Source organism: Bradyrhizobium sp. USDA 4451 (genome assembly GCF_054822585.1).
On sequence record NZ_JBTRCH010000001.1, the window covers coordinates 1,210,446 to 1,236,119 of the forward strand.

The 25,674-nt window shown below is 65.4% G+C and carries 25 protein-coding genes and 1 tRNA gene; 14 read left to right on the plus strand and 12 right to left on the minus strand.

Annotation, left to right across the window (positions count from 1 at the left end; all coding sequences use genetic code 11):
• Positions 1-11: 11 nt before the first annotated feature.
• Positions 12-1,373, minus strand: coding sequence for an FAD-dependent oxidoreductase (locus ACVMB0_RS05600; protein ID WP_461345563.1), 1,362 nt, complete (start codon positions 1,371-1,373; stop codon positions 12-14).
• Positions 1,374-1,500: 127 nt separating this feature from the next.
• On the opposite strand from ACVMB0_RS05600, the gene ACVMB0_RS05605 reads away from it, so the two are divergent.
• Both ACVMB0_RS05605 and ACVMB0_RS05610 read left to right on the plus strand, forming a co-directional pair.
• Entirely contained in the window at positions 1,501-2,385 is an 885-nt protein-coding gene (locus tag ACVMB0_RS05605; RefSeq protein ID WP_461345564.1) for a LysR family transcriptional regulator, read from the plus strand.
• A gap of 71 nt (positions 2,386-2,456) precedes the next feature.
• Entirely contained in the window at positions 2,457-2,717 is a 261-nt protein-coding gene (locus ACVMB0_RS05610) for a hypothetical protein (protein ID WP_461345565.1), read from the plus strand.
• A 9-nt stretch (positions 2,718-2,726) separates the two neighbouring features.
• On the opposite strand, the gene ACVMB0_RS05615 is transcribed toward ACVMB0_RS05610, so the two are convergent.
• On the minus strand, positions 2,727-3,524 hold the full coding sequence (locus ACVMB0_RS05615) for an enoyl-CoA hydratase-related protein (protein ID WP_461345566.1): 798 nt from the start codon (positions 3,522-3,524) through the stop codon (positions 2,727-2,729).
• A 169-nt stretch (positions 3,525-3,693) separates the two neighbouring features.
• Here ACVMB0_RS05615 and ACVMB0_RS05620 point away from each other — a divergent pair, with 169 nt between their 5' ends.
• Together ACVMB0_RS05620 and ACVMB0_RS05625 are read left to right on the plus strand one after the other, a co-directional pair.
• Positions 3,694-4,668, plus strand: a complete 975-nt coding sequence (locus ACVMB0_RS05620) for a 2-dehydropantoate 2-reductase (RefSeq protein WP_461345567.1) — start codon at positions 3,694-3,696, stop codon at positions 4,666-4,668.
• Positions 4,669-4,703: 35 nt separating this feature from the next.
• Complete coding sequence (locus tag ACVMB0_RS05625) at positions 4,704-5,483, plus strand: SDR family oxidoreductase (RefSeq protein WP_456751776.1); 780 nt, start codon at positions 4,704-4,706, stop codon at positions 5,481-5,483.
• A 133-nt stretch (positions 5,484-5,616) separates the two neighbouring features.
• On the opposite strand, the gene ACVMB0_RS05630 is transcribed toward ACVMB0_RS05625, so the two are convergent.
• Positions 5,617-6,297 carry an alpha/beta hydrolase family protein gene (locus ACVMB0_RS05630; RefSeq protein WP_456751775.1) on the minus strand — a complete coding sequence of 227 codons (681 nt, stop codon included), beginning with the start codon at positions 6,295-6,297 and terminating at the stop codon, positions 5,617-5,619.
• 259 nt (positions 6,298-6,556) lie between these two features.
• Here ACVMB0_RS05630 and ACVMB0_RS05635 point away from each other — a divergent pair, with 259 nt between their 5' ends.
• Positions 6,557-8,392 (plus strand): di-heme-cytochrome C peroxidase, encoded by a 1,836-nt coding sequence (locus ACVMB0_RS05635; protein ID WP_461345568.1) that lies wholly within the window; start codon positions 6,557-6,559, stop codon positions 8,390-8,392.
• Between the two features lie 61 nt (positions 8,393-8,453).
• Here the strand turns inward: ACVMB0_RS05635 and ACVMB0_RS05640 are convergent, their stop codons facing one another.
• Positions 8,454-9,989 carry an aspartate ammonia-lyase gene (locus ACVMB0_RS05640; RefSeq protein WP_456751773.1) on the minus strand — a complete coding sequence of 512 codons (1,536 nt, stop codon included), beginning with the start codon at positions 9,987-9,989 and terminating at the stop codon, positions 8,454-8,456.
• A gap of 273 nt (positions 9,990-10,262) precedes the next feature.
• Here ACVMB0_RS05640 and ACVMB0_RS05645 point away from each other — a divergent pair, with 273 nt between their 5' ends.
• On the plus strand, positions 10,263-11,012 hold the full coding sequence (locus tag ACVMB0_RS05645; protein WP_461349600.1) for a hypothetical protein: 750 nt from the start codon (positions 10,263-10,265) through the stop codon (positions 11,010-11,012).
• Between the two features lie 199 nt (positions 11,013-11,211).
• On the opposite strand, the gene ACVMB0_RS05650 is transcribed toward ACVMB0_RS05645, so the two are convergent.
• The 3 genes from ACVMB0_RS05650 to ACVMB0_RS05660 all read right to left on the minus strand — a co-directional run bounded on the left by ACVMB0_RS05650 (position 11,212) and on the right by ACVMB0_RS05660 (position 13,889).
• Complete coding sequence (locus ACVMB0_RS05650) at positions 11,212-12,051, minus strand: tetratricopeptide repeat protein (protein WP_461345569.1); 840 nt, start codon at positions 12,049-12,051, stop codon at positions 11,212-11,214.
• 140 nt (positions 12,052-12,191) lie between these two features.
• Positions 12,192-12,268 (minus strand) — tRNA-Arg (locus ACVMB0_RS05655).
• Between the two features lie 115 nt (positions 12,269-12,383).
• Positions 12,384-13,889: a flavin-containing monooxygenase gene (locus tag ACVMB0_RS05660; RefSeq protein ID WP_461345570.1), complete on the minus strand. Its 1,506-nt coding sequence runs from the start codon at positions 13,887-13,889 to the stop codon at positions 12,384-12,386.
• An 84-nt stretch (positions 13,890-13,973) separates the two neighbouring features.
• Between ACVMB0_RS05660 and ACVMB0_RS05665 the strand changes: the two genes are divergently transcribed.
• From ACVMB0_RS05665 to ACVMB0_RS05675, 3 genes are all read left to right on the plus strand, one after another.
• Positions 13,974-14,624 (plus strand): TetR/AcrR family transcriptional regulator, encoded by a 651-nt coding sequence (locus tag ACVMB0_RS05665; protein ID WP_461345571.1) that lies wholly within the window; start codon positions 13,974-13,976, stop codon positions 14,622-14,624.
• A 204-nt stretch (positions 14,625-14,828) separates the two neighbouring features.
• The gene (locus tag ACVMB0_RS05670) at positions 14,829-15,926 is read left to right on the plus strand and encodes a helix-turn-helix transcriptional regulator (RefSeq protein ID WP_461345572.1); all 1,098 of its coding nucleotides are present in this window, start codon (positions 14,829-14,831) and stop codon (positions 15,924-15,926) included.
• A 205-nt stretch (positions 15,927-16,131) separates the two neighbouring features.
• Positions 16,132-16,770 (plus strand): hypothetical protein, encoded by a 639-nt coding sequence (locus tag ACVMB0_RS05675; RefSeq protein WP_461345573.1) that lies wholly within the window; start codon positions 16,132-16,134, stop codon positions 16,768-16,770.
• Between the two features lie 71 nt (positions 16,771-16,841).
• Here ACVMB0_RS05675 and ACVMB0_RS05680 read toward each other — a convergent pair whose 3' ends face one another.
• The 3 genes from ACVMB0_RS05680 to ACVMB0_RS05690 are packed head-to-tail and all read right to left on the minus strand — an operon-like array spanning position 16,842 to position 18,516.
• Positions 16,842-17,264: a CAP domain-containing protein gene (locus tag ACVMB0_RS05680; RefSeq protein ID WP_461345574.1), complete on the minus strand. Its 423-nt coding sequence runs from the start codon at positions 17,262-17,264 to the stop codon at positions 16,842-16,844.
• 21 nt (positions 17,265-17,285) lie between these two features.
• On the minus strand, positions 17,286-17,477 hold the full coding sequence (locus tag ACVMB0_RS05685; RefSeq protein WP_461345575.1) for a hypothetical protein: 192 nt from the start codon (positions 17,475-17,477) through the stop codon (positions 17,286-17,288).
• Positions 17,478-17,499: 22 nt separating this feature from the next.
• Positions 17,500-18,516, minus strand: coding sequence for a 2-dehydropantoate 2-reductase (locus ACVMB0_RS05690; protein ID WP_461345576.1), 1,017 nt, complete (start codon positions 18,514-18,516; stop codon positions 17,500-17,502).
• A gap of 160 nt (positions 18,517-18,676) precedes the next feature.
• On the opposite strand from ACVMB0_RS05690, the gene ACVMB0_RS05695 reads away from it, so the two are divergent.
• A complete protein-coding gene (locus ACVMB0_RS05695) occupies positions 18,677-19,297 on the plus strand; it encodes a YidB family protein (RefSeq protein WP_461345577.1) in 621 nt (206 codons plus the stop codon).
• Between the two features lie 36 nt (positions 19,298-19,333).
• A complete protein-coding gene (locus ACVMB0_RS05700; protein WP_076864079.1) occupies positions 19,334-19,612 on the plus strand; it encodes a GlsB/YeaQ/YmgE family stress response membrane protein in 279 nt (92 codons plus the stop codon).
• 183 nt (positions 19,613-19,795) lie between these two features.
• Here the strand turns inward: ACVMB0_RS05700 and ACVMB0_RS05705 are convergent, their stop codons facing one another.
• Together ACVMB0_RS05705 and ACVMB0_RS05710 are read right to left on the minus strand one after the other, a co-directional pair.
• Positions 19,796-20,578, minus strand: a complete 783-nt coding sequence (locus ACVMB0_RS05705; RefSeq protein WP_461345578.1) for an SDR family NAD(P)-dependent oxidoreductase — start codon at positions 20,576-20,578, stop codon at positions 19,796-19,798.
• A 104-nt stretch (positions 20,579-20,682) separates the two neighbouring features.
• Positions 20,683-21,444 (minus strand): N-acyl homoserine lactonase family protein, encoded by a 762-nt coding sequence (locus tag ACVMB0_RS05710; protein WP_461345579.1) that lies wholly within the window; start codon positions 21,442-21,444, stop codon positions 20,683-20,685.
• Positions 21,445-21,637: 193 nt separating this feature from the next.
• Here ACVMB0_RS05710 and ACVMB0_RS05715 point away from each other — a divergent pair, with 193 nt between their 5' ends.
• From ACVMB0_RS05715 to ACVMB0_RS05725, 3 genes are read left to right on the plus strand one after another with little or no spacing between them, the layout of a single operon-like run.
• Entirely contained in the window at positions 21,638-23,266 is a 1,629-nt protein-coding gene (locus ACVMB0_RS05715) for an AMP-binding protein (RefSeq protein ID WP_461345580.1), read from the plus strand.
• A gap of 15 nt (positions 23,267-23,281) precedes the next feature.
• Positions 23,282-24,496, plus strand: a complete 1,215-nt coding sequence (locus ACVMB0_RS05720) for an ABC transporter substrate-binding protein (protein WP_456751760.1) — start codon at positions 23,282-23,284, stop codon at positions 24,494-24,496.
• A gap of 44 nt (positions 24,497-24,540) precedes the next feature.
• Positions 24,541-25,674 carry an NADH:flavin oxidoreductase/NADH oxidase gene (locus ACVMB0_RS05725; RefSeq protein WP_461345581.1) on the plus strand — a complete coding sequence of 378 codons (1,134 nt, stop codon included), beginning with the start codon at positions 24,541-24,543 and terminating at the stop codon, positions 25,672-25,674.

Consider the following 25,674-nt stretch of genomic DNA (forward strand, 5'->3'; position numbering starts at 1 on the left):
ACCGTCTCCACCTACAACCCCTCGGGCACGGCCTGATCGCGGCCGATGAACGCGCCCTGCTTGCCAAGCTGTTGTTGCAACTTTTCGACGGAAATGTCGCGCGGAATCGTATTGCCCGAAAGTGCCAGCGCCGCCGCGGTTCCCGCCGCCTCGCCCATCACAAAACAGGCACCGGAGACGCGCGCGGCCGATTGCCCCTCATGGGTCATCGAGGCGCAGCGGCCGGCAACCAGCAGATTGTCGACGCTCTCCGGCACCAGCATGCGGTACGGCAATTCGTTATAGCCCCGGCTCTCCGGGATCGGCGGAAATTCGAAGGTCACATCGCCCGGCACGTGCTTTTCCATCGGCCAGCCATTGACGCCAATCGAATCCTCGAATGAAGCGCAGCCCAGTACGTCCTCGCCGGACAGCATGTAGCCGCCGATCACACGCCGCGTCTCGCGGATGCCAAGCTGCGGCGGCAGGTCGACGATGTAGGAGTTTTCAAAGCCCGGCACCGTGCGCAGGAACTTGAACGCCTCGACGGCCTGGCGGCGGCCCTCGATCTCGCCGCGCGTCATGTCGTCGGGATCGATACCTGAGATCGCACCGCCATCGCTGCGCGTCACCTGGGTGAAATTCACCCGCCATTCGATCTGCGATTTCTGCGGCCGCACGATCGCGGACTTGCGCGGGAATTTGAAGGTGCCGGCGGCCTCGGCCTGCGCCATCCGCTCCGGAATCGTTCGCCACGCATCACCGGCCTTCCCCGGATCGATACCGTTGAGGCGGAACATCATCGATGGATAGAGCATGCCGCCTTTGTTGTCGCCGACTTCATGGGGCGCGCCGGCCCACACCGCAAGATCACCGTCACCGGAGCAATCGATGAAGATGCCACCGCGCACGGCCTGCCGGCCGGCCTTGGTCTCCACCATCAGCGCGCGGATGTGTGCGCCGTCCATCACGACGGCGGCGCCGAGCGCGTGGAACAGGATGTCGACCTTGTGATGGGCTAGCAGATCGTCCGCCGCGATCTTATAGGCCGCGGTGTCGTAGGCCTGCGCAAGGATCTTGCCGAGGATCAGGTGCGGCGCGTTCAGCCCGCCGAGCCGGTCGATCCGCGCCAGCAGGTCGGAGGCGATGCCCTGCACCACGCGATGCATCTCGCCGAAGATGTTGGCATGCAGACCGCAGAAGTTGGTCACCCCCGCCGCGGTGCCCATGCCGCCGAGAAAGCCGTAACGCTCGATCAACAGGGTTCGCCGTCCGGCCCGTGCCGCGCCGACCGCGGCGGCGATGCCGGCCGGTCCGCCGCCGAGCACCACCACGTCATATTCGCCATAGAGGGGCACCTGCCGCGCAGGTTCTTCGATCGTGCTCGCTCGCATCATTTCCGCCCTGAACAAGGTTGATTGGGCAAACTATGAATTGATGCGGATTGCAGTACAATCCACCAAATTATGTGATCAGATTTCTCGAATCGAGAAAGGCGAAAGAAGAGCAAGGGGAAGGCAGATGGATACGCTCACCAATCTCGAAGCCTTCCTCGCCACCGCCGATGCCGGCGGCTTCTCCGCCGCGGCCCGCAAGCTCAACGTCGCGACCTCGGTCGTCGCCAAGCGCGTCACCCAACTCGAGGAGCGGATCGGCACCGCGCTGTTCCACCGCTCGACCCGCCAGTTGCGGCTGACCGAGGCCGGACAGCAATATGTGCACCGCGCCCGCGGCGTCGTTGCCGATGTCGGCGATCTGCTGTCGCGGATGGGCGAGAAGCAGCGCGACCTCTCCGATCATCTCCGCGTCAAGGCGCCGACCTCGCTGACGGTGGCGCGGCTCGCCGATGCCTTCACGATCTTCCAGAAGCAGAACAGAAGCGTGAAGCTCGAGATCGTGATGATCGACCGCCCGGTCGATCCGGTGACCGAAGGCTTCGACATCGCGATCGGCGCCTTTCCGCACTCGTTCGGCGGCGTCGTCGACGAGCCGCTGTGCCGGCTGCCGCGATTGTTGTGCGCTTCGCCGGCCTATCTGAAGAAACACGGCACGCCGAAGCATCCGCGCGACCTGGTCGATCACCGCTGCCTCAGCTTCCTGCCGACCGGACCGGAATGGCCGTTCGAGGGACCGCGCGGCCGCATCAACATCCAGGTCCGGCCGATCCTGTCCTCGAACGAGGGCCGCGTGCTGACGCAAAGCGCGGTCGCCGGCAATGGCATCGCGCTGCTGTCGCACTATCTGGTCGCGGAGGCGCTGCGCAAGGGCACGTTGCAACCCCTACTCCCTGAATTTCCGATCCCCGAACTGTGGGTGAAGGCCGCCGTTCCCGAACGCCGCATCGACGCCGCCGCGGTGCAGGCGCTACTCAAGACATTGAAAAAATCGCTGTCGCAGTCGCTGTGATGGTGCGGCCTTGCCTCGCAAGGGTGGACCTGAGACAACAGTACGAAAGGATCGCCCGCTTGAAACTCCTGATGTCCGTGTCGATTGGCCTCATCCTCGCAGCGCAGCCTGCGGCCGCGATCGAGACCTGCCGCTTCATCGAGGCCAAGCCGGAGCGCGAGGCCTGCTACCACCGGCAGGAGCTGGAGCTCGCCGCCAAGCGCAAGCCGGTGGCCAAGCCTGAAGCGTCGACGCGATCGAACGAAGCGAAGACGTTCGAATCGCTGCAACAGATGCGCCGCGACGACGAAGAGGTCTATCGCAGCATTCGCGGCATCTGCAACGGCTGCTGAGCGGCACGACTACACCTTGCCACCCCAGCGGCCGGCGCGCTTCTCGGCAAAGGACGCGAGCCCTTCGGCTGCTTCCGCGGTCTGCCGCTTCGCCGAGTGCAGATGAACGAGGCGCTGGTAGGCCGCATCATCCACGGCCATGCCGCCGAACGAGCTCTCCATCGCGAGCTTCTTGGTCTCAGCCATCGCATCCGGGGCGTTGCCGAGCAGCCGCTCGACGACCTTGGCACCGGCGCTGTCGAGATCGGCCAGCGGCACCACCTCATGCACCAGACCGATGCGCCGGGCATCCTCGGCACCGAACCGTTCGCCGGTCAACGCGTAGCGCCGCACCTGGCGCACGCCGATGGCGTCGCAGAGCTGCGGGATGATGATCGCCGCGGTCAGGCCCCAGCGCACCTCGGTGATCGAGAACAGCGCATTGTCGGCCGCGATCACGATATCGCAGGCCGAGATCACGCCGGTGCCGCCGCCGAAGCAGCCGCCCTGTACCAGCGCGACCGTCGGCACCGGCAGCGTGTTGAGCCGCTGCACCGCCTCGAAGGTCGCGCGCGACGCCGCCTCGTTCTCCTCTGCTGATTTCGGCCGCACGCCGTTGATCCATTTCAGGTCGGCGCCGGCCTGGAAATGCTTGCCGTTGCCGTTGAGCACGACGACGCGCACCGGCTTGGTCGAGAGATCGTCGATCGCGGCGAGCACACCGGCGATCAGCGCGCCATCATAGGCGTTGTTGACCTCGGGCCTGTTCAGCGTGACCATCGCGACCCCGCGCGCATCGAGGCTCCACAGGACTGGGCTGGCCGACATGAATTTTCTCCCTCGTTCGCCATTGCTCTTGCCCAGCCACTATGGCGACAGGAGATGGCGTGATCCATCACTTTCGAGCGCGCGCGGCCGCGCCGCATGCATGGCGGGTTGCGCAATGCCCCGCGCTTGTGGAAACTGACGCGACACGTTGCAAGGACCAGTTCCACTGATGCGCATTTGTATTTTCGGCGCGGGCGCCGTCGGCAGCCATGTCGCGGTCCGGCTGGCACGCGCCGGCCACGATGTCTCCTGCGTGATGCGCGGGCCGCATCTCGACGCGGTCAGGACCAACGGGCTGACGCTGAAGGTCGGCGACAGCAGCGTCACAGCAAAGGTGAAGGCATCGGCCGATCCCGCCGAGCTCGGCCCGCAGGACGTCGTCATCAGCACGCTGAAGGCGACCGGCACCGCCGCGCTCGCCGCCGGGCTGCCGCCGCTGCTTCAACGCGACACGATGGTCGTGTTCGCGCAGAACGGCATTCCCTGGTGGTACGGTCTCGGCCTGCCGCCGCAGCATCCTGCGATTCCCGGTCTCGGCTTCCTCGATCCCGGCGGGCGTCTGCGCAGCGCCGTCCCGCAGCAGCGGATCGTCGGCGGGGTGATCTTCTCCTCCAATGATGTGATCGCGCCCGGCGTGGTGGCGAACCTGTCGCCGGATCGCAATCGCCTCCTGATCGGCGAATGTGACGATCGGCAGAGCGAGCGCATCGCCCGGCTGCGCGCGACACTCAATGACGCCGCGATCGAATCGCCCGAGGTCAAGCAGATCCGCGAGACGATCTGGTCGAAGCTGCTCACCAACATGTCGATGTCGGTGCTCTGCCTGCTGACCGGGCTGACCGCGCGCGGCGTCCGCGACGATCCCGACATCCAGGACGTGATCCCACGCCTGCTCGAGGAGGCCAATGCGGTGGCGACACACTACATTCCCGAGGTCAAACGCGTCACCCGATCAGGGCCGGCGCCGAACCACAAGCCGTCGATCCTGCAGGATTACGAGCTCGGCCGCGCCATGGAGATCGACGTACTGGTGCGCGCCCCGGCGGCATTTGCGCGCGCGGCCGGCCTTGCGACCCCGATGCTCGACCTGATTGCCGCACTCGCGATCAGCAAGGCACGTGACAAGGGGCTGTATCAGGGCTGACGATCGCGACAATAAACAGGCAGGGACATCGAACCATGCAAATCAAGGACAAGGTCTGCGTCGTTACCGGCGGCGCCAGCGGGATCGGCGAAGCGGTGGCACGGGCCTATGCGGAGGCCGGCGCCCGCGGCGTCGTGGTCGCCGATCTGAAGACCTCGCGCGACCGGCTCGCCAGCGTCGCCGGCGATATCGACGGGCTCGCGGTCACCGCCGATGTCGGGCTCGAGGAGGACGTCAAGGCGCTGATCGCCGCGGCCGAGGACAAATATGGGCCGGTCGACGTGTTCTTCTCCAATGCCGGGCTGTCGCGCAAGGGACAGGAAGCCGCGTCCGACGCCGATTGGGAGGTCAGCTGGCGCGTGCATGTGATGAGCCACGTGTTCGCCGCCCGCGCGCTGGTGCCCGGCATGCTGGCGCGCGGCTCCGGCTATCTCATCAACACGGCGTCTGCGGCCGGATTGTTGGCCTCGCTGAACTCGATGCCTTACGGCGTCACCAAGAGCGCCGCCGTCGCGATCGCCGAACATCTCGCCATCCAGTACGGCGATCGCGGCATCCGCGTCTCCGTGCTCTGCCCGCAATCGGTGCAGACGGGCATGACGACGCCGGGCCCGAGCGCGGCGCGGGTCGACGGCGTGCTGCAGCCGAGTGAGGTCGCGCGGATGGTGCTCGAGGCGATGGCCGAGGAGCGCTTCCTGATTCTCTCGCATCCCCAGGTGCAGGACTACATGCAGCGCAAGGCCGCCAATCGCGACCGCTGGCTGTCCGGCATGCGCCGGCTGCGCGACCGAATCTATGGCGGCGCCGCAACTTGACCGAGCGTAGCCCGGATGGAGCCAACGGGGCGCGCGAACGCGCGCCCGATGACAGGCTCCGCGCAATCCGGGACGGTGTCACAGGTGGCAAGCAATCCCGGATTTCGCTGCGCTCCATCCGGGCTACAAAAACCTACGAATGCTGTGCGATCCAGGCCGCGAAGGCATCGAGCAGCTCGGCCATCACCTCGCGGTCGGTGCGGCCGGAGCGCTTGAGGACGTGGAAGGAGTGATCGGCCTCCTGCACCAGATGCAGCGTCGCACGGCTACCCAGCCCCTTCACGACGGGCTCGAGCAGATCGAGCTGGGCCAGCGCGTCGCGGGTGCCTTGCAGGAACAGCAAGGGAATCTTGACCGCGGCGAGATGCCTGGCCCGCTCGTTCGACGGCTTGCCGGCGGGATGCAGCGGGAAGCCGAGGAACACCAGCCCGCGCACGCCTTCGAGCGGCGCTTTGGCCTGCGCCTGCGAGGTCATGCGTCCGCCGAACGACTTGCCGCCGGCGAACAGCGGCAGTTCGCCGCAACGGCGCCCGGCCTCCGCCACCGCCGCCCGCACCGTCGCCTGCGCAACGGCAGGCGGATCGGGCCGCCTGCTGCCCTTCTCCATGTAGGGAAACTGATAGCGCAGCGTCGCGATGCCGCGCTCCGCCAGACCCTCCGCGATCACGGCCATCGACGGATGCGTCATGCCGGCGCCTGCGCCATGCGCAAGCACATAGGCCGCACGTGCCTGCGCCGGGCGCAGCAGCAGTGCGGGCACCGTGCTGTCATCGGCGACGGCGATCGTGAGCGGCTGTGCACCTGACGCGTTCAAGATGACATCTCGAAGAATTGTGGCTCCGGCATATCTAGCCGCAGGTCGCGATGCGCGCAAATGTCGCCACCGTCGCGATGCCGCAAGTGAACTGGCTCACAGCCAGTCAATATTTCCTTGGCAACATTTCCGTTGGTAGACCAAGCGCCGCTACTGTAGGATGGCGCGCAGCGCACTACACGCTTAGCGCGAACCTGTTTTCGGCGAATCTTAATATCTCATCCATATCACGCGCGGGTACCGCGAATTGGGGACGGGCATGCCTCGCAAGACGATCTTTTTTATCGGACTGTTGGTTGTCGCCGGCCTGCTCTACTTCAAGGACGATATCGAGACGGTGGCGAGCGGCTTCCACGTCAAGGTCGTCGACTACCAGCCGCCGGCAAAGACGGTGTGGCTGGAGCAGAATGTCACCGCGGCACAGCTACGCTGGTTTTATCACGCCGACCAGGGCACGCGGACCTTCGGCATTCCGCTGAAATGGTTCATGGCGCTTGAGCAGCCGACGCTATGGCCGCTGTTCGGCGCGGCACCGCGGCTCAGCGAGACCAATTATCTCGGCCGCTTCGGCTTTATTCCCGACACCGTGATCCCGGGCAGCCCGGATGCGCTGCCGATCGGCTTCGCCCCGAGCTCCCCGATGACCGATGCCAACGGCGCGCCCTGGCGCAACCCGCACACGAAAGAAGATATGCACGGGATCGGGCTGACCTGCGCCGCCTGCCACACCGGAAGCTTCAGCTATCGCGGCACCGAGGTCGTGATCGATGGCGGGCCGGCCAACACCAATCTGTTCGAATTCCAGAAGAGCATCGGCGTCTCGCTGCTGCTGACTCGGTTCTGGCCGGGCCGCTTTGCACGCTTTGCCGACGACATCCTCGGCAAGGAGGCCAGCCGCGACGAACGCATGGCGCTGCGCGGCCAGCTCGATCTCGTGCTGAAGCAATACGCCAACATCAACGCGCTGGAGACCAAGGTCGCCGCCAACAGCGTCGAGGAAGGCTACGCACGGCTCGACGCGCTGAACCGGATCGGCAACCAGGTGTTCTCGATCGACCTCAACAACCCGAACAACTATGCCGCGCATTCGGCGCCGGTGCATTTCCCGCGAATCTGGAACGCACCGTGGTTCAGCTGGGTGCAATACGACGGCTCCATCATGCAGCCGATGGTCCGCAATGCCGGCGAAGCGCTCGGCGTCAGTGCCGAACTCAATCTGCTCGACGAATCGAAGGGCCTGTTCAAATCGAGCGCGCGGATCGACGTCCTGCACGAGATGGAGCGAATGATCGCTGGCGAACCGCCAAGCGAGGACAAGGGCTTTGACGGCCTGGCATCGCCGAAATGGCCCGAGAACATCCTGGGACAGATCAACATGCCGCTCGTGACAGAGGGCGGCAAACTCTACAAGAAGCACTGTGAGGGCTGCCACGGCCCGGCGATCAACAGCAAGGCGCTGCCGCAGGACGAAGCCTTTGCGCTGTTCAAGGACAAGAAGCGCTGGATCAAGAACGACGCCGGCCAGTCGCTGCTCGACGTCGAGATGATTCCGATCAGCCATATCGGCACCGACAGTGCTCAGGCCGAAGGCCTCAGGAGCCGTACGGTCGAGACCCCGGCCAATCTGAAGATCAAGGACGGCAGCTTCGGGCCGGCGCTCGGCGAACTGGTCGAGAAGACGGTCGACTATTGGTATGACCAGAACAACACCCCGGCGGAAGATCGCAAGCGCATCAACGGCTACCGGCCGAACGAGATCCAGGCGCCGCTCGCCTACAAGGTCCGGCCGCTCAACGGCATCTGGGCGACCCCGCCCTACCTGCACAACGGGTCGGTCCCGACCATCTACGCGCTGCTGTCGCCGGTGAAGGAACGTCCCTCGATCGTCTATCTCGGCAGCCGCGAGTATGACCCGAAGGATCTCGGCTACGTCTCCGACAGCAAGATCAAGAACGTGTTCGCGCTCGACACCGCCAAGCGCGGCAACAGCAATGCCGGGCACGAATTCTCCAACGAGAAGGGCACCGGTGTGATCGGACCGAGGCTCGAGGAAGGCGAGCGCCGCGCCCTGATCGAATTCATCAAGACGCTGTGACATCGGTAGGTGACCAGACCTCGCCGCTTGCGGTGGAGGTCGGGTCATTCCTTCGGCGCCCTCAGCTCTTCGGCACCGGCTGCCGGCGTGCCGGGCGGGTCATGGCTTCCAGCTCGAGCAGCTGGTTGAGCTGCTCCTCGGTCAGAAGCTTCTCCTCCAGCACGATGTCGGCGACCGAGCGGTTTTCCTTCAGCGCGCGACGCGCCACGCGGGAGCTCGCCTCATAGCCGAGCGCCGGCGCCAGCGCCGTGATCAGGCCGATCGAGCCCTGCACCAGGCTGCGGCAGCGCTCGCGATCGGCCTCGATGCCTTCGACGCAGCGCCGGGTCAGCGTATCGATCGCCGCCGTCAGCATGCGCAGCGAACTCAACACGCAATAGCCGATGGTCGGCTCGAATGCGTTGAGCTGGAGCTGGCCGCCTTCGGCGCACATCGTCACCGTGAGATCGTGCCCGATCACGAGGAAGGCGACCTGATTGACCACTTCGGGAATCACAGGATTGACCTTGCCGGGCATGATCGACGAGCCGGCCTGCACCGCCGGCAGCCGGATCTCGCCGATGCCGGTGCGCGGCCCCGACGACAGGAGACGGAGGTCGTTGCAGATCTTCGACAGTTTCACCGCGACGCGTTTCAGCACGCCCGAGAACAGCACGAAGGCGCCGAGGTCGGAGGTCGCCTCGATCAGGTTCGAGGCCAGCACCATCGGCTGGCCCGACAGCCGCGACAATTCCTCGACCGCAAGCGCCGCGTAGCGCGGGTCGGCGTTGATGCCGGTACCGATCGCGGTGGCGCCGAGATTGACCTCGCGGAACAGGCTTGAGATCTCGTTCAGCCGCGCGACGTCCTCCTTCACGGTGGCGTGGAAGGCGTCGAACTCCTGGCCGAGCGTCATCGGCACCGCGTCCTGGAGCTGGGTGCGGCCCATCTTCAGGACATCGGCGAACTCCACCGCCTTGCCCTTGAAGGCATAGGCCAGATCATCGAGCGCGCGCACCAGCGGCTGGGTGGCAAAGATCACCGCGAGCCGCAACGCGGTCGGATAGGCGTCGTTGGTCGACTGCGCCATGTTGACGTCGTCGTTCGGATGCAGCGTGTGATAGTCGCCGGGCTTCTTGCCCATCAGCTTGAGCGCGACGTTGGCGATCACCTCGTTGGCGTTCATGTTGGTCGAGGTGCCGGCGCCGCCCTGGATCGCATCGACGACAAAGGACTCGGCGTAGACCTTTTCGGTTGCGACCTTGGTGCAGGCCGCCTCGATCGCATCGGCCTTCTCGCGCGCGAGATAGCCGAGGCGCCTGTTGGCGCGGGCGGCCGCCTGCTTGACCAGCGCCAGCGCGCGGACGAATTCCGGGAAATGGCCGACCGGCACGCCGGTGATCGGAAAGTTCATCGCCGCGCGCTTGGTGTGGATGCCCCACAGCGCATTGGCCGGCACCTCGTCCTCGCCGAGCAGATCGTGCTCGGTGCGCGACTGCGCCTGCTCGATCGGCACGGTACGGACGGTCGCGATCGCAAGCTCGCTGACGCCGCCGCTATCGCCGGAAGGTGGCGCGGTGCCTGCGGTGTTGGCGGTTTCAACCTTCGATTCGGCCATCGATCCCTCCGTTGCCTGCTGCAACCTCGTCGTCAGCGAAGGCCGACATGATGCGCCCGACCGGCATCGAAAGCCAATGCCTGTCGGCAAAGTCTTGCACACCGGCGAGCCGAACGAGGCAAAAAAAGCAGCGCCGCGCCGGCCATCGAAGACTTTGCCTTATCTCTCATGATAACAACAACTTATAGCTCCATGCCGCGGTTCGCCCGGCAGCCGCTGCGGCTGCTTTCTCCGTCCCGTCATCGCGTGCTAGATCAGCATCAACTGGCGCAGATGCGCCGCGACATCGAACGAACCAAGGGCCAGGCCGTGTCCAACAACAACGAAGCGATAGCGATCAAATTCCGCTGCCCGGCGGAGCTCGAGGGCAAGATCCCGCCGCCGGTGCCGGCGTCATTGGGTCTCCCCGGATGGCTCAAGGCGATGCCGACGCAGGCCTTCAATACGATGAGCAATCGCGAAGAGGACACCGTCAAGCGCTGCCCGCCATTCGTCGATGCGATGACGTCGGGTTTCCTGATGCCGCTGGTCTGCGATCTCAAGGTCGAGAACGGCGAGATCACATGGGACAACGATCTTCCCGCCGGCGGCGCGCTGGAATTCCCGCGCTCGCCGATCGGATTCCACGACGAAAGCCAGGTGATCGGCTCGCCGCTGTTCGAGGCCGACCGCCTCCTCATCAAGTTCGTCAACCTGTGGACCATCGAGGCGCCGCCGGGCTACTCGCTGTACTTCACCCATCCGGTCAATCGGTTCGACCTGCCGTTCACCACGCTGACCGGCATGGTCGATTGCGACCTGTTTCACGACAGCTGGGTTCATTTCCCCGCGCACTGGCACGACACCAATTTCAGAGGCGTCCTGCCCAGGGGCACGCCGGTTGCGCAATGCTTCCCGGTGAAGCGCGAGAACTGGGTCGTACAGACCGCGGCGATGACCCCGGACGAAACGTCGCGCGCCCAGGAGCTGTCCAACAGGATGGCCCGCGAGCCCGGCGTCTATCGCCGCCAGTTTCGGAGCTAGGCGCGCGCGTCGTTGCGAGCCACCTAGCTCTGCATCCGTCGCCGTCGTCCCGGCGAAAGCAGGACGACACCGACGATGTGGCGCGATCCTGTCATCACCCGCGAAAGCGGGTGATCCAGTATTCCAGAGACAGCAGTGCTTGAGTGGAGAAGCCGCGGCGTACTGGATCGCCCGGTCAAGCCGGGCGATGACAGCTGTGCTAACTCAAAAACTTCGCGAACGCGCTGCGACGGAAGAAGAAGCGGCCATGCGATGACATGATCAGCGCGGCCGTGGTGCGGCCGATCATTTGCGGGCGGCCGCGCATCGCCAGACGCAGATTGGCTTCGCCGGCGTTGCGATCGCCCATTTCCAGAAGACTGGCGGAGAAGCTCAGGCGTGTCAGCGGGTCGTCGGGGCGCTGCGCCACCACCTGACGGTAGAGATCCGCCGCAGCGGCATATTCGCCGTCGAGCAGCAGCACGCGCGCGAGCGCGGCCAGAACATCGGGATGTCCCGGCGCCACCGCGCGCAGCTTCTCCAGGATCTCGCGCGCGCGGCCGCGCTCATTGCGCTGAGGCAACAGTTGCGCGAGCAGGAGCTGGAATTCGAGGCTCCCGGGCGCGAGAGCAAGCGCGCTCTCAAGCACGGCAACCGCCTCGTCGATGCGGCCGGCCGCGTGCAATTGCCCTGCCAGCGCCTGAAATGAAGGCAGATATGGCGGCCGCCGCGCGGTGGTTCGCCGCAACAGATCGATCGCCTCGTCCTGGCGACCGGCGCCGCCGAGCGCCGCGCCGAGCAGGGTCTCGAGGCCGGGATCCTCGACGCGGCGCGTGGCGCGCTCGAGCGGCGCGAGCGCCTCCTCGTTGCGGTTCTGGATCATCAGCGCCCGGGCCAGGATCGATGCCGCGCCGACATCGTTGCGGTTTGCCTTCAAGACCTCCGCCGCCAGCCGCTCGGCCTCAATGATCTGCCCCATCTGCAATGCGACGATGGCGCGTTGCAGGACCGGGGACGGGCTGGGCCCGCGATTGGCTGAAGGAGGCGGAGGTTTCGGCATGCGGTCCGTCACGAGAACATTGGCTCAGCCGTTATCATCGCCGCCGACCGAGCGTCCAGCGAAACCCGCCAACGCAGTTGCCGGAACCTGGCCTCGTGGGGACATGGCGGTATTGGAAGGTCCGATTGCGTTTGGCGGACTGGCGATCCCGGGAAGACTCGAACTTCCGACCTACGGTTTAGGAAACCGTCGCTCTATCCGGCTGAGCTACGGGACCGCGAACCCGCGGCGAAGCATGCGGGGTGCCATCCCATAGCAGAGGCGAGGCGTGATCGCCAGCCCGCGCCACATCGGGCGCGCGAAGTTGCCCGGAGTTTCGCTGTTTCTAAGTGCTACGCCACCTGCCGTGCCGAGCCGGATGCCGGAGTCACCGCCGCCGCCCGGCGCGGCGGCAGAAACTCGATCGCCTCATCCTTGAGCGAGCCGAAGCGCAGCGTCATGATATCGAGCGCATAGTTCTGATAGAGCCGCCACGGCCGGCGCGAACCCTGCTTGGGGAACCTGGCCGCCGCACGCTGGATATAGCCCGAGGAGAAATCCACCCAGGGCAGTTCGGCGACATCAGGATCGTTCCGCCGCGGCGTGACTTGCGCGTAGCCATTCGTCTTCATGTGGTTGAGCATTCGGCAGACATATTCGCAGGTCAGGTCGCATTTCAGCGTCCAGGATGCGTTGGTGTAGCCGAACGCGGCGGCGAGGTTCGGCACGCCGGAATACATCAGCCCCTTGTAGTTCATGGTCTTGGACAGATCGACCGGCGCGCCGTCGACCTTGATCTCGAGCCCGCCGAGCACCTGGAGATCGAGGCCGGTTGCGGTGACCACGACATCGGCGTCGAGCACATTGCCGCTCCTGAGCTTGATACCCTCGCGCGTGAAAGTCTCGATCTGGTCGGTGACGACGGAGGAGGCGCCGCTGCGCAAGGATTGAAAGAGATCGCCGTTCGGCACCAGGCAGAGCCGCTGGTCCCACGGATTGTAGCGCGGCGTGAAATGGGTGGCGACGTCGTAGTCGGGGCCGAGCGCGTGGCGCACGCCGCCCAGGATCAGCTTCTTCACCCGCTCCGGATCGCGCTTGCAGAGCCGGTAGAAATACATGCCGAACAGCACGTTCTTCCAGCGCGTGAGGCCGTAGGCGAGTTTTGCCGGCAGCCGCGCCCGCAGCCAGTTGGCGACCTTGTCCTCGTCCGGACGCGCCACGACGTAGGTCGGCGAACGCTGCAACATCGTGACATGGGCCGCGGTCTTGGCCATTTCCGGCACCAGCGTCACCGCGGTCGCGCCGCTGCCGATCACCACCACCTTCTTGCCGGCATAGTCGATGTCGTCGGTCCATTGCTGCGGATGGACGACGCGGCCGGCGAAATCGGCGATGCCGGAGAAGTCGGGCGTGTAGCCGTGCTCGTATTTGTAGTAGCCGCTGCACATGAACAGGAAGCCGCAGGTGAAGCGCTCGATCGTCTTCTCCGGCCCGCGCTCGACCTCGACCGTCCATTGCGAGTCCGCCGACGACCAGTCGGCGCGCACGACGCGGTGGTTGAAGCGGATGTTCTTGTCGATGCCGTGGACGCGCGCGGTCTCACGCACATAGTTCAGGATCGAGGGACCGTCGGCGATCGCCTTCGGCTCGGTCCACGGCCGGAACGAATAGCCGAGCGTGTACATGTCGGAGTCTGAGCGGATGCCGGGATATCGGAACAGATCCCAGGTGCCGCCGATGCAATCGCGGCCTTCAAGAATGGCGAAGCTGCGGTCCGGGCAATTGGCCTGCAAATGATAGCCGGCGCCGATGCCCGACAGGCCCGCGCCCACGATCAACACGTCGAAATGAGCGGACATGCCCTAACCCTCCCGTGACAGTATTGACAATGCCAATTGTCAGATAGCTTGACATCTGACAATGCGTCGTGTCAATAGGCTTTCATGGCAAGCAGCCGGAAAGCCCGCCTCTACGGCGGCATGGACGCCGAGGAACGCCGCGCCGAACGGCGGCTCAAGCTGATCGATGCGGCGATCGAGGTCTATGGCGAGGTCGGCTATCGCGGCGCGACCGTGAAGGCGATCTGCGAGGCGGCCGAGCTGACCGAGCGCTATTTCTACGAATCCTTCGCCAACAGCGAGGCGCTGCTGATCGCGGCCTATAATCATGTCGTTGGCCACCTCCACGAGGAGATGACGGCGGCCGCCGCGTCCGGCGGCGACGATCCCGAGGCAAGGCTACGCGCTGCGCTGACGCTGTATTTCACGCGGCTGAAGCAGCACCCGAAGCCGGCGCGGGTCTTCCTGCTGGAGATTTCCGGCATCAGTCCCGCGGTCGATGCCGTCAAGCTCGACGCGCTGCGCGTCTTCAGCGACATCCTGGTGCCACCGGCACGCGATCCGAAAGGCAGCGACAGGGGCGCTGCGGCCACGCTGCTCTCGATCGGCATGGTCGGCGCCGTGATCTCGATCGCGCTGCGCTGGGTGTCGAAGCAATATCCGCAGGCCGTCGAGGATGTCGTCGCGATCGCGGCCAGCTTCTGCCGCGTGGCGCTGGCCGAGGCCGACCTCCGTGAGGATGGTCACTCATCGTAGCGGCCGGATCGTACCAGCCGGCCGGCCTCGCCGATTTTCGATCATGTTTCGCCAAACTCTGTGGGCACGCCCGCTCGGCATGTGATCGATTTCACTTGCATGTCGGCCGGCCCGGGTTCTCTTATGCCCGGTACCGGGCGGAAGAGGCGCGACCTGTTTCGCTTTACGAAACAAGCAAACTCTGCATAGGGCGGAGCTGAACCTTTGGTCGACCTGCACAGGCTTGACGATGTGACCGCGCGCCTCGGCGACGTGGTGCTCGATCCGACGACCTGGCCGTCCTTCATGGACGAGGTCTGCGCCGCCGTCGGTGCGACCGGGGCTGCGATGCTTCAGAGCGATATCCGCACCGAAGACATCCCGCGCACGGAATCGATCACCGACTATTTCACCAAGACCTACTTCCCCAATAACCTGCATTTGTCCGACATCCGCGCGGCGCGCGGCGTGCCGCTGATCCTCGCCGGCACCAACGTCATCACCGATGCGGACCTGTTCGAGTCCGAGACCGACATGTTGCGCGATCCGCTCTACGCCTCGCTCGGCGAGTTCGGATTGAAATGGTTTGCCGCCATCGGCTTCCGCTCCGGCCCGGCCTTGTGGGGACTGACCATCCAGCGCACGCCGAAGGAGGGCATGTTCGACGCCGACGAGGTCAAGGCGCTCTCGCGGGTGTCGGCGCGGCTGACCGAAGCGGCGACGCTCTCCGCCGCCGTCGGCCGTTCCGCGTTGTCGGGCATCACCAGCGCGCTCGACCTGATCCAGGTCGCGGCAATTGCCGTCGGCCGCTTCGGCGCCGTCATCGGCATGAACGGCCACGCGGAAGCCTGCCTCGGCCACGACCTTGCGATCCGCAACAACCGTCTCACCCTGCTCGACCGGCAGGCCAACGCCGATCTGACCAGGCTGATCGATCAACTGGCCCACAGCTCGGACCTGCACCCGCTCCCGTCGTCGCCGATCGTGGTGCGCAGGATCGACAAGCGGCCGATCGTGATCCAGATGCAGCCGGTGCCTCCTGCCGCGCGCTCGCCGTTCCTGGGCGCGCGCGCGATCCTTCTGATCCGCGATCTGGAAGGCAGCGCCGCGTTCGATCAGGCGCTGCTGGCGGCGACCTTCGAGCTGACGCCGGCACAGGCGCGGCTCGCGACGCGGCTCGCGCGCGGCGATTCAGTCGAAGCGGCCGCGCAGGAAGCCGGCATTGCCCTCGCCACCGCGCGCAATCAGCTGAAGACGATCTTCCAGAAGACGGGCACGCATCGGCAGGCGGAGCTCGTCGCATTGCTGCACCGCGTGAAGTGAACGATTCAAGTCGAATTGTTCCGATGGTCATTCGGCTTCGGATCAGAATTCTTTAGTTATTCCAATACCGCGCGGCTGTGTTCCATCAGACACAGCGGCTGGCGTGGCGGTCCACAGGCACGCAAAATCGTCGGGTTCCCGGGGTGACAAGCGTCACTAAAATGGCGACAATCTGCCCACTCTGTGTCGTTCGGATTTGGTTGCAATGTCCGTGATGCCGTCACGATCATCGACGTTGGCTGTTGCCGTTTTCGTCGCCGCCTGCGCGCTGACGACGAGCGCGCACGCACAATGGTGGCGCAGCGCCCCGAAGGACTTCGAGGATTGCGCCGACCTCGCCGAGAAGGCGAAGACCAGGGAAGACAGGACCGCGCAACTTGCCGATTGCAACGCCAAGTTTGCCGGACGCCGCAAGCCAGGCGGCGGCTACACCTATTACGACTTCATGCAGGATCGCAGCTTCGACATCGCCGGCCCCAACCCGACGCCGGACGAGCAGAAGAAGATCGACCAGGAATATACCGGCTATCTCGAGAAGGAGCGCCGCTCGAGCATCGTCGCGGCGTTCAACGCCAAGCAGCTGGAGCGGCAGGAACAGCAGCAGCCGCAGATTCAGCAGGCGTCATTGCAGAGCGAACCGGCGAAAGTCCCCGTGCCGGTCGCAAGGCCGACCAAGCCGCGGGCCGCGGCCACTCCTCTTCCCCGGGTGCGGCCGCAGGCGGGGAGCTGCGTGAAAGGCACGTTCTCCTGCGAATGGCCGCGGCTTTCCGAGGGACTGGATGGCTTGAAGAAGCTGTTCACGCCGGCCTCGCCGCCGCCAACCAAGCTGGCCAAGCGAAACTAACGTCTCTTCATCGTCGACGCGTTTTCTTCGCGCGAACCGGGATCCACTTCGCTCGAAAACGCTACGCTGCGTCAGTCGGTGATCACCATCGCCCAGAACCTGCGGTACGGCGACTTCGGATTGTCGACGAAGGCGACGCCGACGCGCTTGGCGCCCGGCATCAGCAGGTTCTCGCGATGGCCCGGCGAATCCTCCCACTGCTTCAGCATCTCGGCGAAGGCGATGAACCCGGCACCGATATTCTCCGCGGCGCGTTGCTTCCTCAGCGGCGCGATGCGGGTAAAGAAGCTGCCGCCCGCGGAATGGCTCACCGAGCCGGTCGCCGACATCGCCTGCGCCTGCTTCAGCGCCATCGCGTTCAGCTTCGCGTCGAGCGTCACCGCGGGCATGCGGTTGGCGTGCCGGTAGGCACTGATCGAACCGGCATAATCGGCGGCGCCGGCCGTCGTGGTGACGCCGAGCACGAAGGTGAGCGCGAGGACGAGCGGCTTCATTGAGATCTTCTCTGCGGTGGATCAGCGCGCGCGACTGCGCTTGTGGTGGCGATGCGTGACGGGTTTGCGCGCAGCCATGGCCGATCGGCTCGTTGCCGCGGCAGCCGCCGCGCGCTGCTCCTGCAAGCGCGCATCATAGCCCGGCGATGGCGTCACGGTCGGCGGCGCCGCGCGCGCCGGGCCCAAGCCCAGCGCAACAAGCATGAGCAGCATGATGCAAGATCGTTGCATGATGTCACCTCCTCGGTTGTCCATCGCGGATTTGCTCCGGCGTCAGCCCGGGCGATCCCTTGCCGTCGACCTCCGCCTTCCGGATCAGCGCGATGATCCGGCGCGACAACGGAGCCTGAAGGCCGCGGCGATCCGCGATCGCAACGATCACGCCTTGCAGATAGTCGATCTCGGTGCGGCGCCCGCGCTGCAGGTCTTCCCACATCGAGGAGCGCGCCTCGGGGTCGATCTTCATGGTGCGGCCGAGCAGCATGTCGAACAGCGCGTCAGGCAGCCGCAACAAAGGCGGCATCCAGCTCGACGGCAGCGGCGTCGGCGACACCGGCGCGATGCCTTCGGCGCGCACCGCGGCCAAGCCTTCGGCCATCTGGTCGGCGAACAATTGTCGCCAGCCGCGCTGCGCGAGCTGTCGTCGCAGCGGAATGTCGGACAGCGCATTGAGCGCGTTGTTGAGATTGACGATCAGCTTGCCCCACTGCACGCCATCGATATTGGAGGTCGCCTTGATCGCAAGGCCCGGCACCGAGAGCCGCGCTGCAGTGCTGGAATCATCCCGCGCAATCGCGACGTCGCCTGAGGTCGAGCGATGGAAGCGCCCATCGCCGAGCGCGACCACGTTGAACGGCACCATGCCGCCGAGCACCTTGCGGTCCGGCAGGCGGTCGCGCAGCAGCGGCAGGTTGCCGACGCCATTTTGCAGGCTGACCACCGCGGCGTCGGCGGGTGCGTGGCGTGCGATCAATTCCGCGATCTCTCCGGTATCGGCGCTCTTCACCGTCACCAGCACGGTCTGGGCATCGCGCAGCACTGCCGGATCGTCGGACAGAATCAGCCGGTCGGCAGATACCATCCGCTCCGAGCCGTCGAAACTGCTGACCCGCAAGCCGTTGCCCGTGATCTCCTGGATCAACCGCGGCCGCGCCAGCAGCGCGACGCGACGACCCGCAGCCGCGAGCATACCGCCGACGAAACAGCCGATGCTTCCGGCGCCCGCAATCCCGATTGGCCGGTCCGCGTTCATCTGGCTAAACGTCCGTTCATCAAGTCTCTAGCGGACGTCGATAGCAGACCTGGGGTTGCCTGCCTATTCGATGCGCCGCGGCCCGGGTGGTCCGCCTTGTAACCGTCATGGGCCGAAGCTATGTTTCCGGCTCGGGGCACGGTTGCGGCAGGAGACGATCATGGGTCTACTCGACGTACTCAACGGCATGCAGAACGGGCCCCGCGGTCCGAGCGCGCCGAGCACATCATCCGACAGCTCCAGCGGCGGCGGGATGTCGCCGATGACGATGGCCATCCTGGCGCTGCTCGCCTGGAAGGCGGTCAAGCATTTCTCCGGTAGTCAGCCGAGTGCGGGCGAGCCTGAGCCGAAGCCGGCGCAAGCGCCGTCGCTGCCCGGCAACGTCACCGCGAGCCTGCCCGGCGGCACGCCCCTGCCCGGCGGCGCCGGTGGTGGCGGGCTTGGCGATCTGCTCAAGGGCGGCCTGGGCGGACTTCTCGCCGGCGGCGCGGCCGGCACGGTGCTCAGCGGCGGCCTCGGCGATCTGCTCAATCAATTGCAGCAGAAGGGCCATGGCGATGCGGCCAATTCCTGGGTCAGCAACGGGCCCAACAAGCAGATCGCGCCCGGCGATCTCGCCAACGCGCTCGGCGCCGACCAGATCGACTCGCTGGCGTCGCAGAGCGGCATGTCGCGCGACCAATTGCTGCAGGGCCTCAGCCAATACCTGCCCGACGCGATCAATCATCTGACGCCGGACGGCCGGCTGCCGAGCGGCGACGAGCTGAACCGCAGGCTTTAGCGGCAGCGTTGATTCCATCTGAGGAGGACGACAGTCATGGGCGGCATCATCTGGATCATCATCGTCGGCTTTGTCGCGGGGATCATCGCGCGGTTCCTGTCACCGGGGCCAAATAATCCGAGCGGCTTCATTCTCACCACCGTGCTCGGCATCGCCGGCGCGTTTCTCGCGACCTTCATCGGCCAGGCGATCGGCCATTACGGCCCCGAACAGGGTGCCGGCTTCATCACCGCCACGATCGGCGCGCTGGTGGTGCTGTTCATCTGGAATCGGCTGGTCGCGGCGCGCGTGATCCCGGATATCGGCAACAAATGACGGCGAAGCCGTCATCCCGGAGCGATGCATCACTCTGACTTGCTCAGTGTCATCACCCGCGCATGCGGGTGATCCAGTATTCCAGAGACTGCAGTGCTAGAGCCGAGTGGGCGCGGCGTACTGGATCGCCCGGTCGAGCCGGGCGAGGACAGCGGTAGATGAGGATATAGCCTCACATTCGGCTCACTGAATGAGATGCATGCCGGCGTCCATGCGGACGAACTCGCCGGTCATGTTGCTCGACGCCGGGCTCGCCAGGAAGCAGACCAGATTGGCGATGTCCTCGGCGGTCGAGGCAACCTTCAGCGGCACCCGCGCGATCACGGCATCGCGCACCTGCTTGGCGCCATCAGCGCCGCGACCCTTGGTGAACCAGGGCGTATCGATATAGCCCGGGCACACCGTGTTGACGCGGATCAACGGCGCCAGCGCGCGCGCCAGCGACTGCGTCATGGTGTTGAGCGCGCCCTTGCTCGCGGCATAGGCGACCGACGAACCGCCGCCGGAAATGCCGGCGACCGAGGAGACGTTGACCACCGCCGAGGGACGGCCGGAGGCCTTCGCGCCGGCTTCGAGCAACGCGCGCGCGGCACGGACCATCTGGAACGGACCGATGGTGTTGACCGCATAGATGCGCTGAAAATCTTCCGCCGTCAGGCCGTCGAGATCGTGATGCGGCACATGCTTGGTGGTACCGGCATTGTTGACCAGCACGTCGAGGCGGCCCCAGCCCTGCGCAGCGGCGGCGATTGTCTTGCAATCCTCATCGCGCGAGACGTCGCCCTGCACCACCAGCACCTCGGCGCCCTGCTTGCGGCAGGCTTCCGCGGTCGCCTCGGCTTCCGCCTTGCTGTTCGAATAGTTGATGATGAGGCGCGCGCCCGGCGTGGCGAGGATTTGCGCGGTCGCGGCGCCGAGTCCCGACGCCGACCCCGTCACGATCGCGCACAAACCATCCTTGGACATCCGCATTTTCCTTGTTGTTGTAAGCCAGACGATCTCCGGCGGTGGCACACCATATCGCGCGGCACAGCATCTGCAAACAGCGCGAAGCTCTCAGATACGAGGCCTCACGTATACGCGTTCGGCCCCTTTTTCAGGCCGGCCCACTGCGCCTCGTCATGGCCGCAGATGATCTTGACGCCCGACGCCTCGAGCCTGGCGATCTCGTCGAGCGATTTCAGGAATTGATCGACATCGAGGCTGTTCCGAGGCGAGACCCGCTGGTCGAGATTGGCGCGCACGCTGAGCGCGTCGGACGCCAGCAGATATTCGCCGCTCTTGTCGAGCTTGACCAGCGCGCCGGTCGTGCCCTTCGAATGTCCCGGCAGCGGGATCAGCGTCAGTTTGCCATCGCCGAACACATCCATCTGCCGATCGAAGATCTCCATCTTCAGCGGATGATCCCAATCCGCCTTGATGTATCCGCGATCGAACGCGTTGTCGGCATTCGCGGCCTCGATCTCGAGCGCGTGGACGAAGATCGTCGCCTTCTTGAAGAAGGCGTTGCAGCCGCAATGATCGGTGTGCAGGTGAGAGCAGATCACCACGTCGATATCATCAGAACCAAGTCCGACGGCCTTCAGGCTCGTCAGCACGTGATCGTCCGCCGGCATGATCGGGCGCATGTATTTGGCGAGCATGCCGAGCCGCCCCTCGGGATCGGTGGCGACATCGGGATGGCATCCGGTGTCGAACAGCACGTTGCCCTGCGTATGCCGCAACAGCACGCAGGACACCGGAAGGTCGATCGTCTCGCCACGCGGCGCATCAGGCAGATAGGTCCGCTTCGACATCTGCAGACGGCCGCCCGACAACATATGCATCTTCATCTCGTTACCTCCCGATTCGCCTTCAAACTACATATGAGTTTTTTGGAAACTCATAGCGGATTTGACAGCACGTTACTCGCCCCTATAGCTTCCGCGCAACGCCGCGATCGCGGCAACGCGCTCAACGAAGCAGCACCCGCAGGCCGGCATCGTTGACGTCGACCCGCGGCCGTCAGGGGAAACATTCGCGACGATGTACACCGTCTTCAACGTGTTCGCTGCGACCGCAGATGCTGCGGCGTTCAAACCCTTTCTCTGCATTCCCGCGCGTCCCAACCGCACATACTTTCCCGACGGCGTCGAACTGTCCTATGGCGACATTGCGCGGCAGGTCTGCGCATTGCGCGACCGGTACCGCACGTCGGGCTTCGGCCATGGACATCGCGCCTGCCTGCTGCTGGAGAACCGGCCCGATTTCATCGTGCACTGGCTGGCGCTCAACAGCCTTGGCGTCTCGATCGTCCCGATCAATCCGGCCTATCGCGCGGCGGAAATCGAATATCTCATTGCGCATGCCGAGCCCGATTTGATCGTCACGCTGCACGGTCAGACGGAGTTGCAGAAGGCGTTGACCGGCGCGGTGCCCGTGCTTGAGGTGTCCGGTGATGACCTCGGCGCGAGCCTGGCGCAAATCCCGTTTGCCAGGCGGCCGCCACCGCGTACCGGCGAACCGGGAAGCGAAACCGAGGCCGCCCTGCTCTACACCTCGGGCACCACGGCGCGGCCGAAGGGCTGCATCCTGACCAACGAATACGTGGTCTCGACCGGCCGCTGGTACGTCAGCCACGGCGGCGAGGCGACGTATCACATGGGAACGGAGCGTCTCTACAGCCCGCTGCCGCTATTCCACATGGCCGGCCTGACGCTGACTCCGATCGCGATGATGCTGACCGGCGGCTGCCTGATCCTCCCCGAACGCTTCAACGCGAAATTCGCCTGGCGCGACATCGTCGCGTGCCGCGCCAGCGTACTGCACTATCTCGGCGTGATCGTCGCGGCCTTGCTGGCGCAGCCGGAAACGCCGGACGAGACAGCGCATGCGCTGCGCTTCTCGATGGGCGTCGGCGCCAATCCCGAGCAGCGCGCGCGGGCCCGCGACCGCTTCGGCATCGCCTTCGTCGAGGGCTGGGGCATGACCGAGACCGGACGCAGTCCGTTCAACACCATCGAACCGCGCCACCTCGAGACCAACACGATCGGCCGCAGCGCGCCCGGCCTCGAAATGACGATCCTCGATGCCGACGGCCATGCGCTGCCGCCAGGCGCGGTCGGCGAACTCTGCGTGCGCCATTCGGAAGCGACGCCGCGGCGCGGCTTCTTCTCCGGCTATCTGAAAGACCCCGAGGCCACCGAGCACGCCTGGCGCGGCGGTTGGTTTCACACCGGCGACAGCGCCTGGCAGCATCCGGATGGCGCCTTCGTGTTCGTCGACCGGTTGAAGCATCTGGTCCGGCGCGCCGGCGAGAACATCTCGGCCGCCGAGGTCGAGGCCGTGCTGACGACGTCGCCGCTGGTCAAGCAGGCCGCGGTTGTTGCCGCGCACGATCCGATCCGCGACGAAGAGGTCGCGGCTTTCATCGTGATCAACGATGGCGCTGACGCTTCCCACAAGCTTGCGCAGGACATCTTCCGTTTCTGCCGCGAACGCCTGGCGCCGTTCAAGCTGCCGGCGTGGATCGCCTTCGTGGCCGAGCTGCCGCTGACCTCGACCAACAAGATCCAGAAGCACGTGCTGCTCGGCGCCGACAGGGACCCGCTGTCGCATCCGGGCATGATCGACCTGCGACAAGACAAGACCAAGGCCATAAGGCAATCGAACTAGAGGAAACCAGGGACAATGACACCGAGTTACGGATGGATCGCCGCGAGCGCTGCAATCCTCTCAGTCGCCTTCGCCGCGCCATCGCACGCGCAGATCTCCGACGACATGGTCAAGATCGGCGTGCTGACCGATCAGGCCGGGCTGTATGCCGACGCGGCCGGCCCCGGCGCGGTCGAAGCGGTCCGGATGGCGATTGCGGATTTCGGCGGCAAGGTGCTGGGCAAGCCGATCGCGATGGTCGATGCCGACCATCAGAACAAGGCTGATATCGGCGCCGGCATCGCGCGGCGCTGGTACGAGCAGGAGAATGTCGACGTCATCGTCGATTTCGCCAATTCCGCGGTCGCCTTCGCGGTGCTCGAGCTCACCAAGCAGAAGAACAAGGCGATGCTGGTGTCGTCGGCCGGCTCTTCAGACCTGACCGGAAAGGGCTGCTCGCCGAATTCGGTGCAATGGACCTACAACACCTATGCGCTCGCCAACAGCACGGTGCGGGCGCTGGCCAAATCAGGCGCCAGGAGCTGGTACTTCGTCACGGTCGACTACGCCTTCGGCCACGCCTTGCGCAACGACGCCGCCAAGACCGTGGAGAAGGTCGGCGGCAGCATCGCCGGCGAAGTGCGGCATCCGCTCAACAGCATGGATTTCTCGTCCTATCTGCTGCAGGCCCAGAGCTCGAAGGCCGACGTGATCGCCTTTGCCAACACTGGCGGCGACCTCGCCAATTCGATCCGGCAGGCGCAGGAGTTCGGCATGGCGCAGAAGCAGAAGCTCGCAGCCTTCCTGATGCAGACCAGCGACATCCACGCCATCGGTTTGCAGGCCGCCCAGGGCCTGCAGCTCGCGACCGCGTTCTACTGGGATCTCGACGACAAGACCCGCGACTTCGCCGCGCGCTTCATGGCCAGGACCAAGAAGCGGCCGACCATGGTGCAGGCCGGTCTCTACTCCGCGGTCATGACCTATCTCAAGGCGATCGAGAAGTCCGGCACCGACGACGGCCCCAAGGTGATCGCGCAGATGAAGGACATGCCGATCGATGATTTCTTTGCCCGCAACGCATTCCTGCGCGAGGACGGCCAGCTGATCCACGACATGTATCTGGTGCAGGTGAAATCGCCGGCGGAATCCAAGGGCGCCTGGGATTACGAGAAGCTGGTTCAGGTCATTCCGGGCAAGGAAGCGTTCGCGACATCAGAGGAAAGCGCCTGTCCGCTGCTGAAGAAATGATGGCTCTGACGAATCCGCAAACCACAAGCAAGGCTGGACATCGCATGACCGAACTGCCGCTGCTGTTTACCCCGCTGCGACTGCGCGACCTCGAACTGAAGAACCGGATCATGGTCTCGCCGATGGCGACCTATTCGGCGCGCGAGGGACGTGCCACCGATTGGCACACCGCGCATATCGGCAAGCTCGCCGCCGGCGGCGCTGGTCTCGTGTTCGTCGAGCAGAGCTCGGTGAACACCCAGGGCCGCATCACCCATGGCTGCCTCGGCATCTGGGATGATGCGCATATCGCCGACCATGCCGCCCTCGCCGCGCTGATCCACGGTTTCAACGCCAAGGCCGCGATCCAGATCGCCCATGGCGGCCGCAAGGGCTCGTCGCAGCGGCCGTGGGAAGGCGGCAATCCGCTCGGCGAGGCCGACATCAAGGCGCGCGGCGAAGGCCCGTGGCAGATCGCGGCCTCGAGCGGCATTCCTTTCGACGACGGCTGGCCCGCGCCGCTGATGATGACCTCAGAGCAGATCGACACCCTGGTGGACGACTACCGCCAGGCGTTCCGCCGGGCCAGGGCCGCCGGATACGACGTCATCGAGCTGCACTGCGCGCACGGCTATCTGATGCACTCGTTCCTGTCGCCGCTGGCTAACAACCGCAACGACGAGTATGGCGGCTCGCGCGAGAACCGCATGCGCCTGCCGCTGCGGATCGCCGCAATCATGCGCGAGGAATGGCCGGATCATCTGCCGGCCTTCGTCCGCATCTCGTCGGTCGACGGCGTCGATATCGGCTGGTCGATCGAGGATTCGGTTGCGTTTGCGCGCGAGTTGAAGGCGATTGGGATCGACATGGTGGACTGCTCGTCGGGCGGCATGAAACTGCCGCGCGGCAATTCGCTGGTGTCGCGCACCCCCAGCTTCCAGGTGCCGTTCGCCGAACGGATCCAGAAGGAAACCGGTATCCCGACCGTGGCGGTCGGGTTGATCCGCGAGCCGGACTACGCCGAAGCCATCTTGCGGGACGGCAAGGCGACGCTTATTGCGCTCGGCCGCGAACTGCTGTGGAATCCGAACTGGCCCGCGCAGACCGCGCTTGCGCTCGGCTGCGATCCCGAGTGGACGAGCTGGCCGGAGCAATATGGCTGGTGGCTGAAGCGGCGGGTGGCACAGCAGGGACGATAA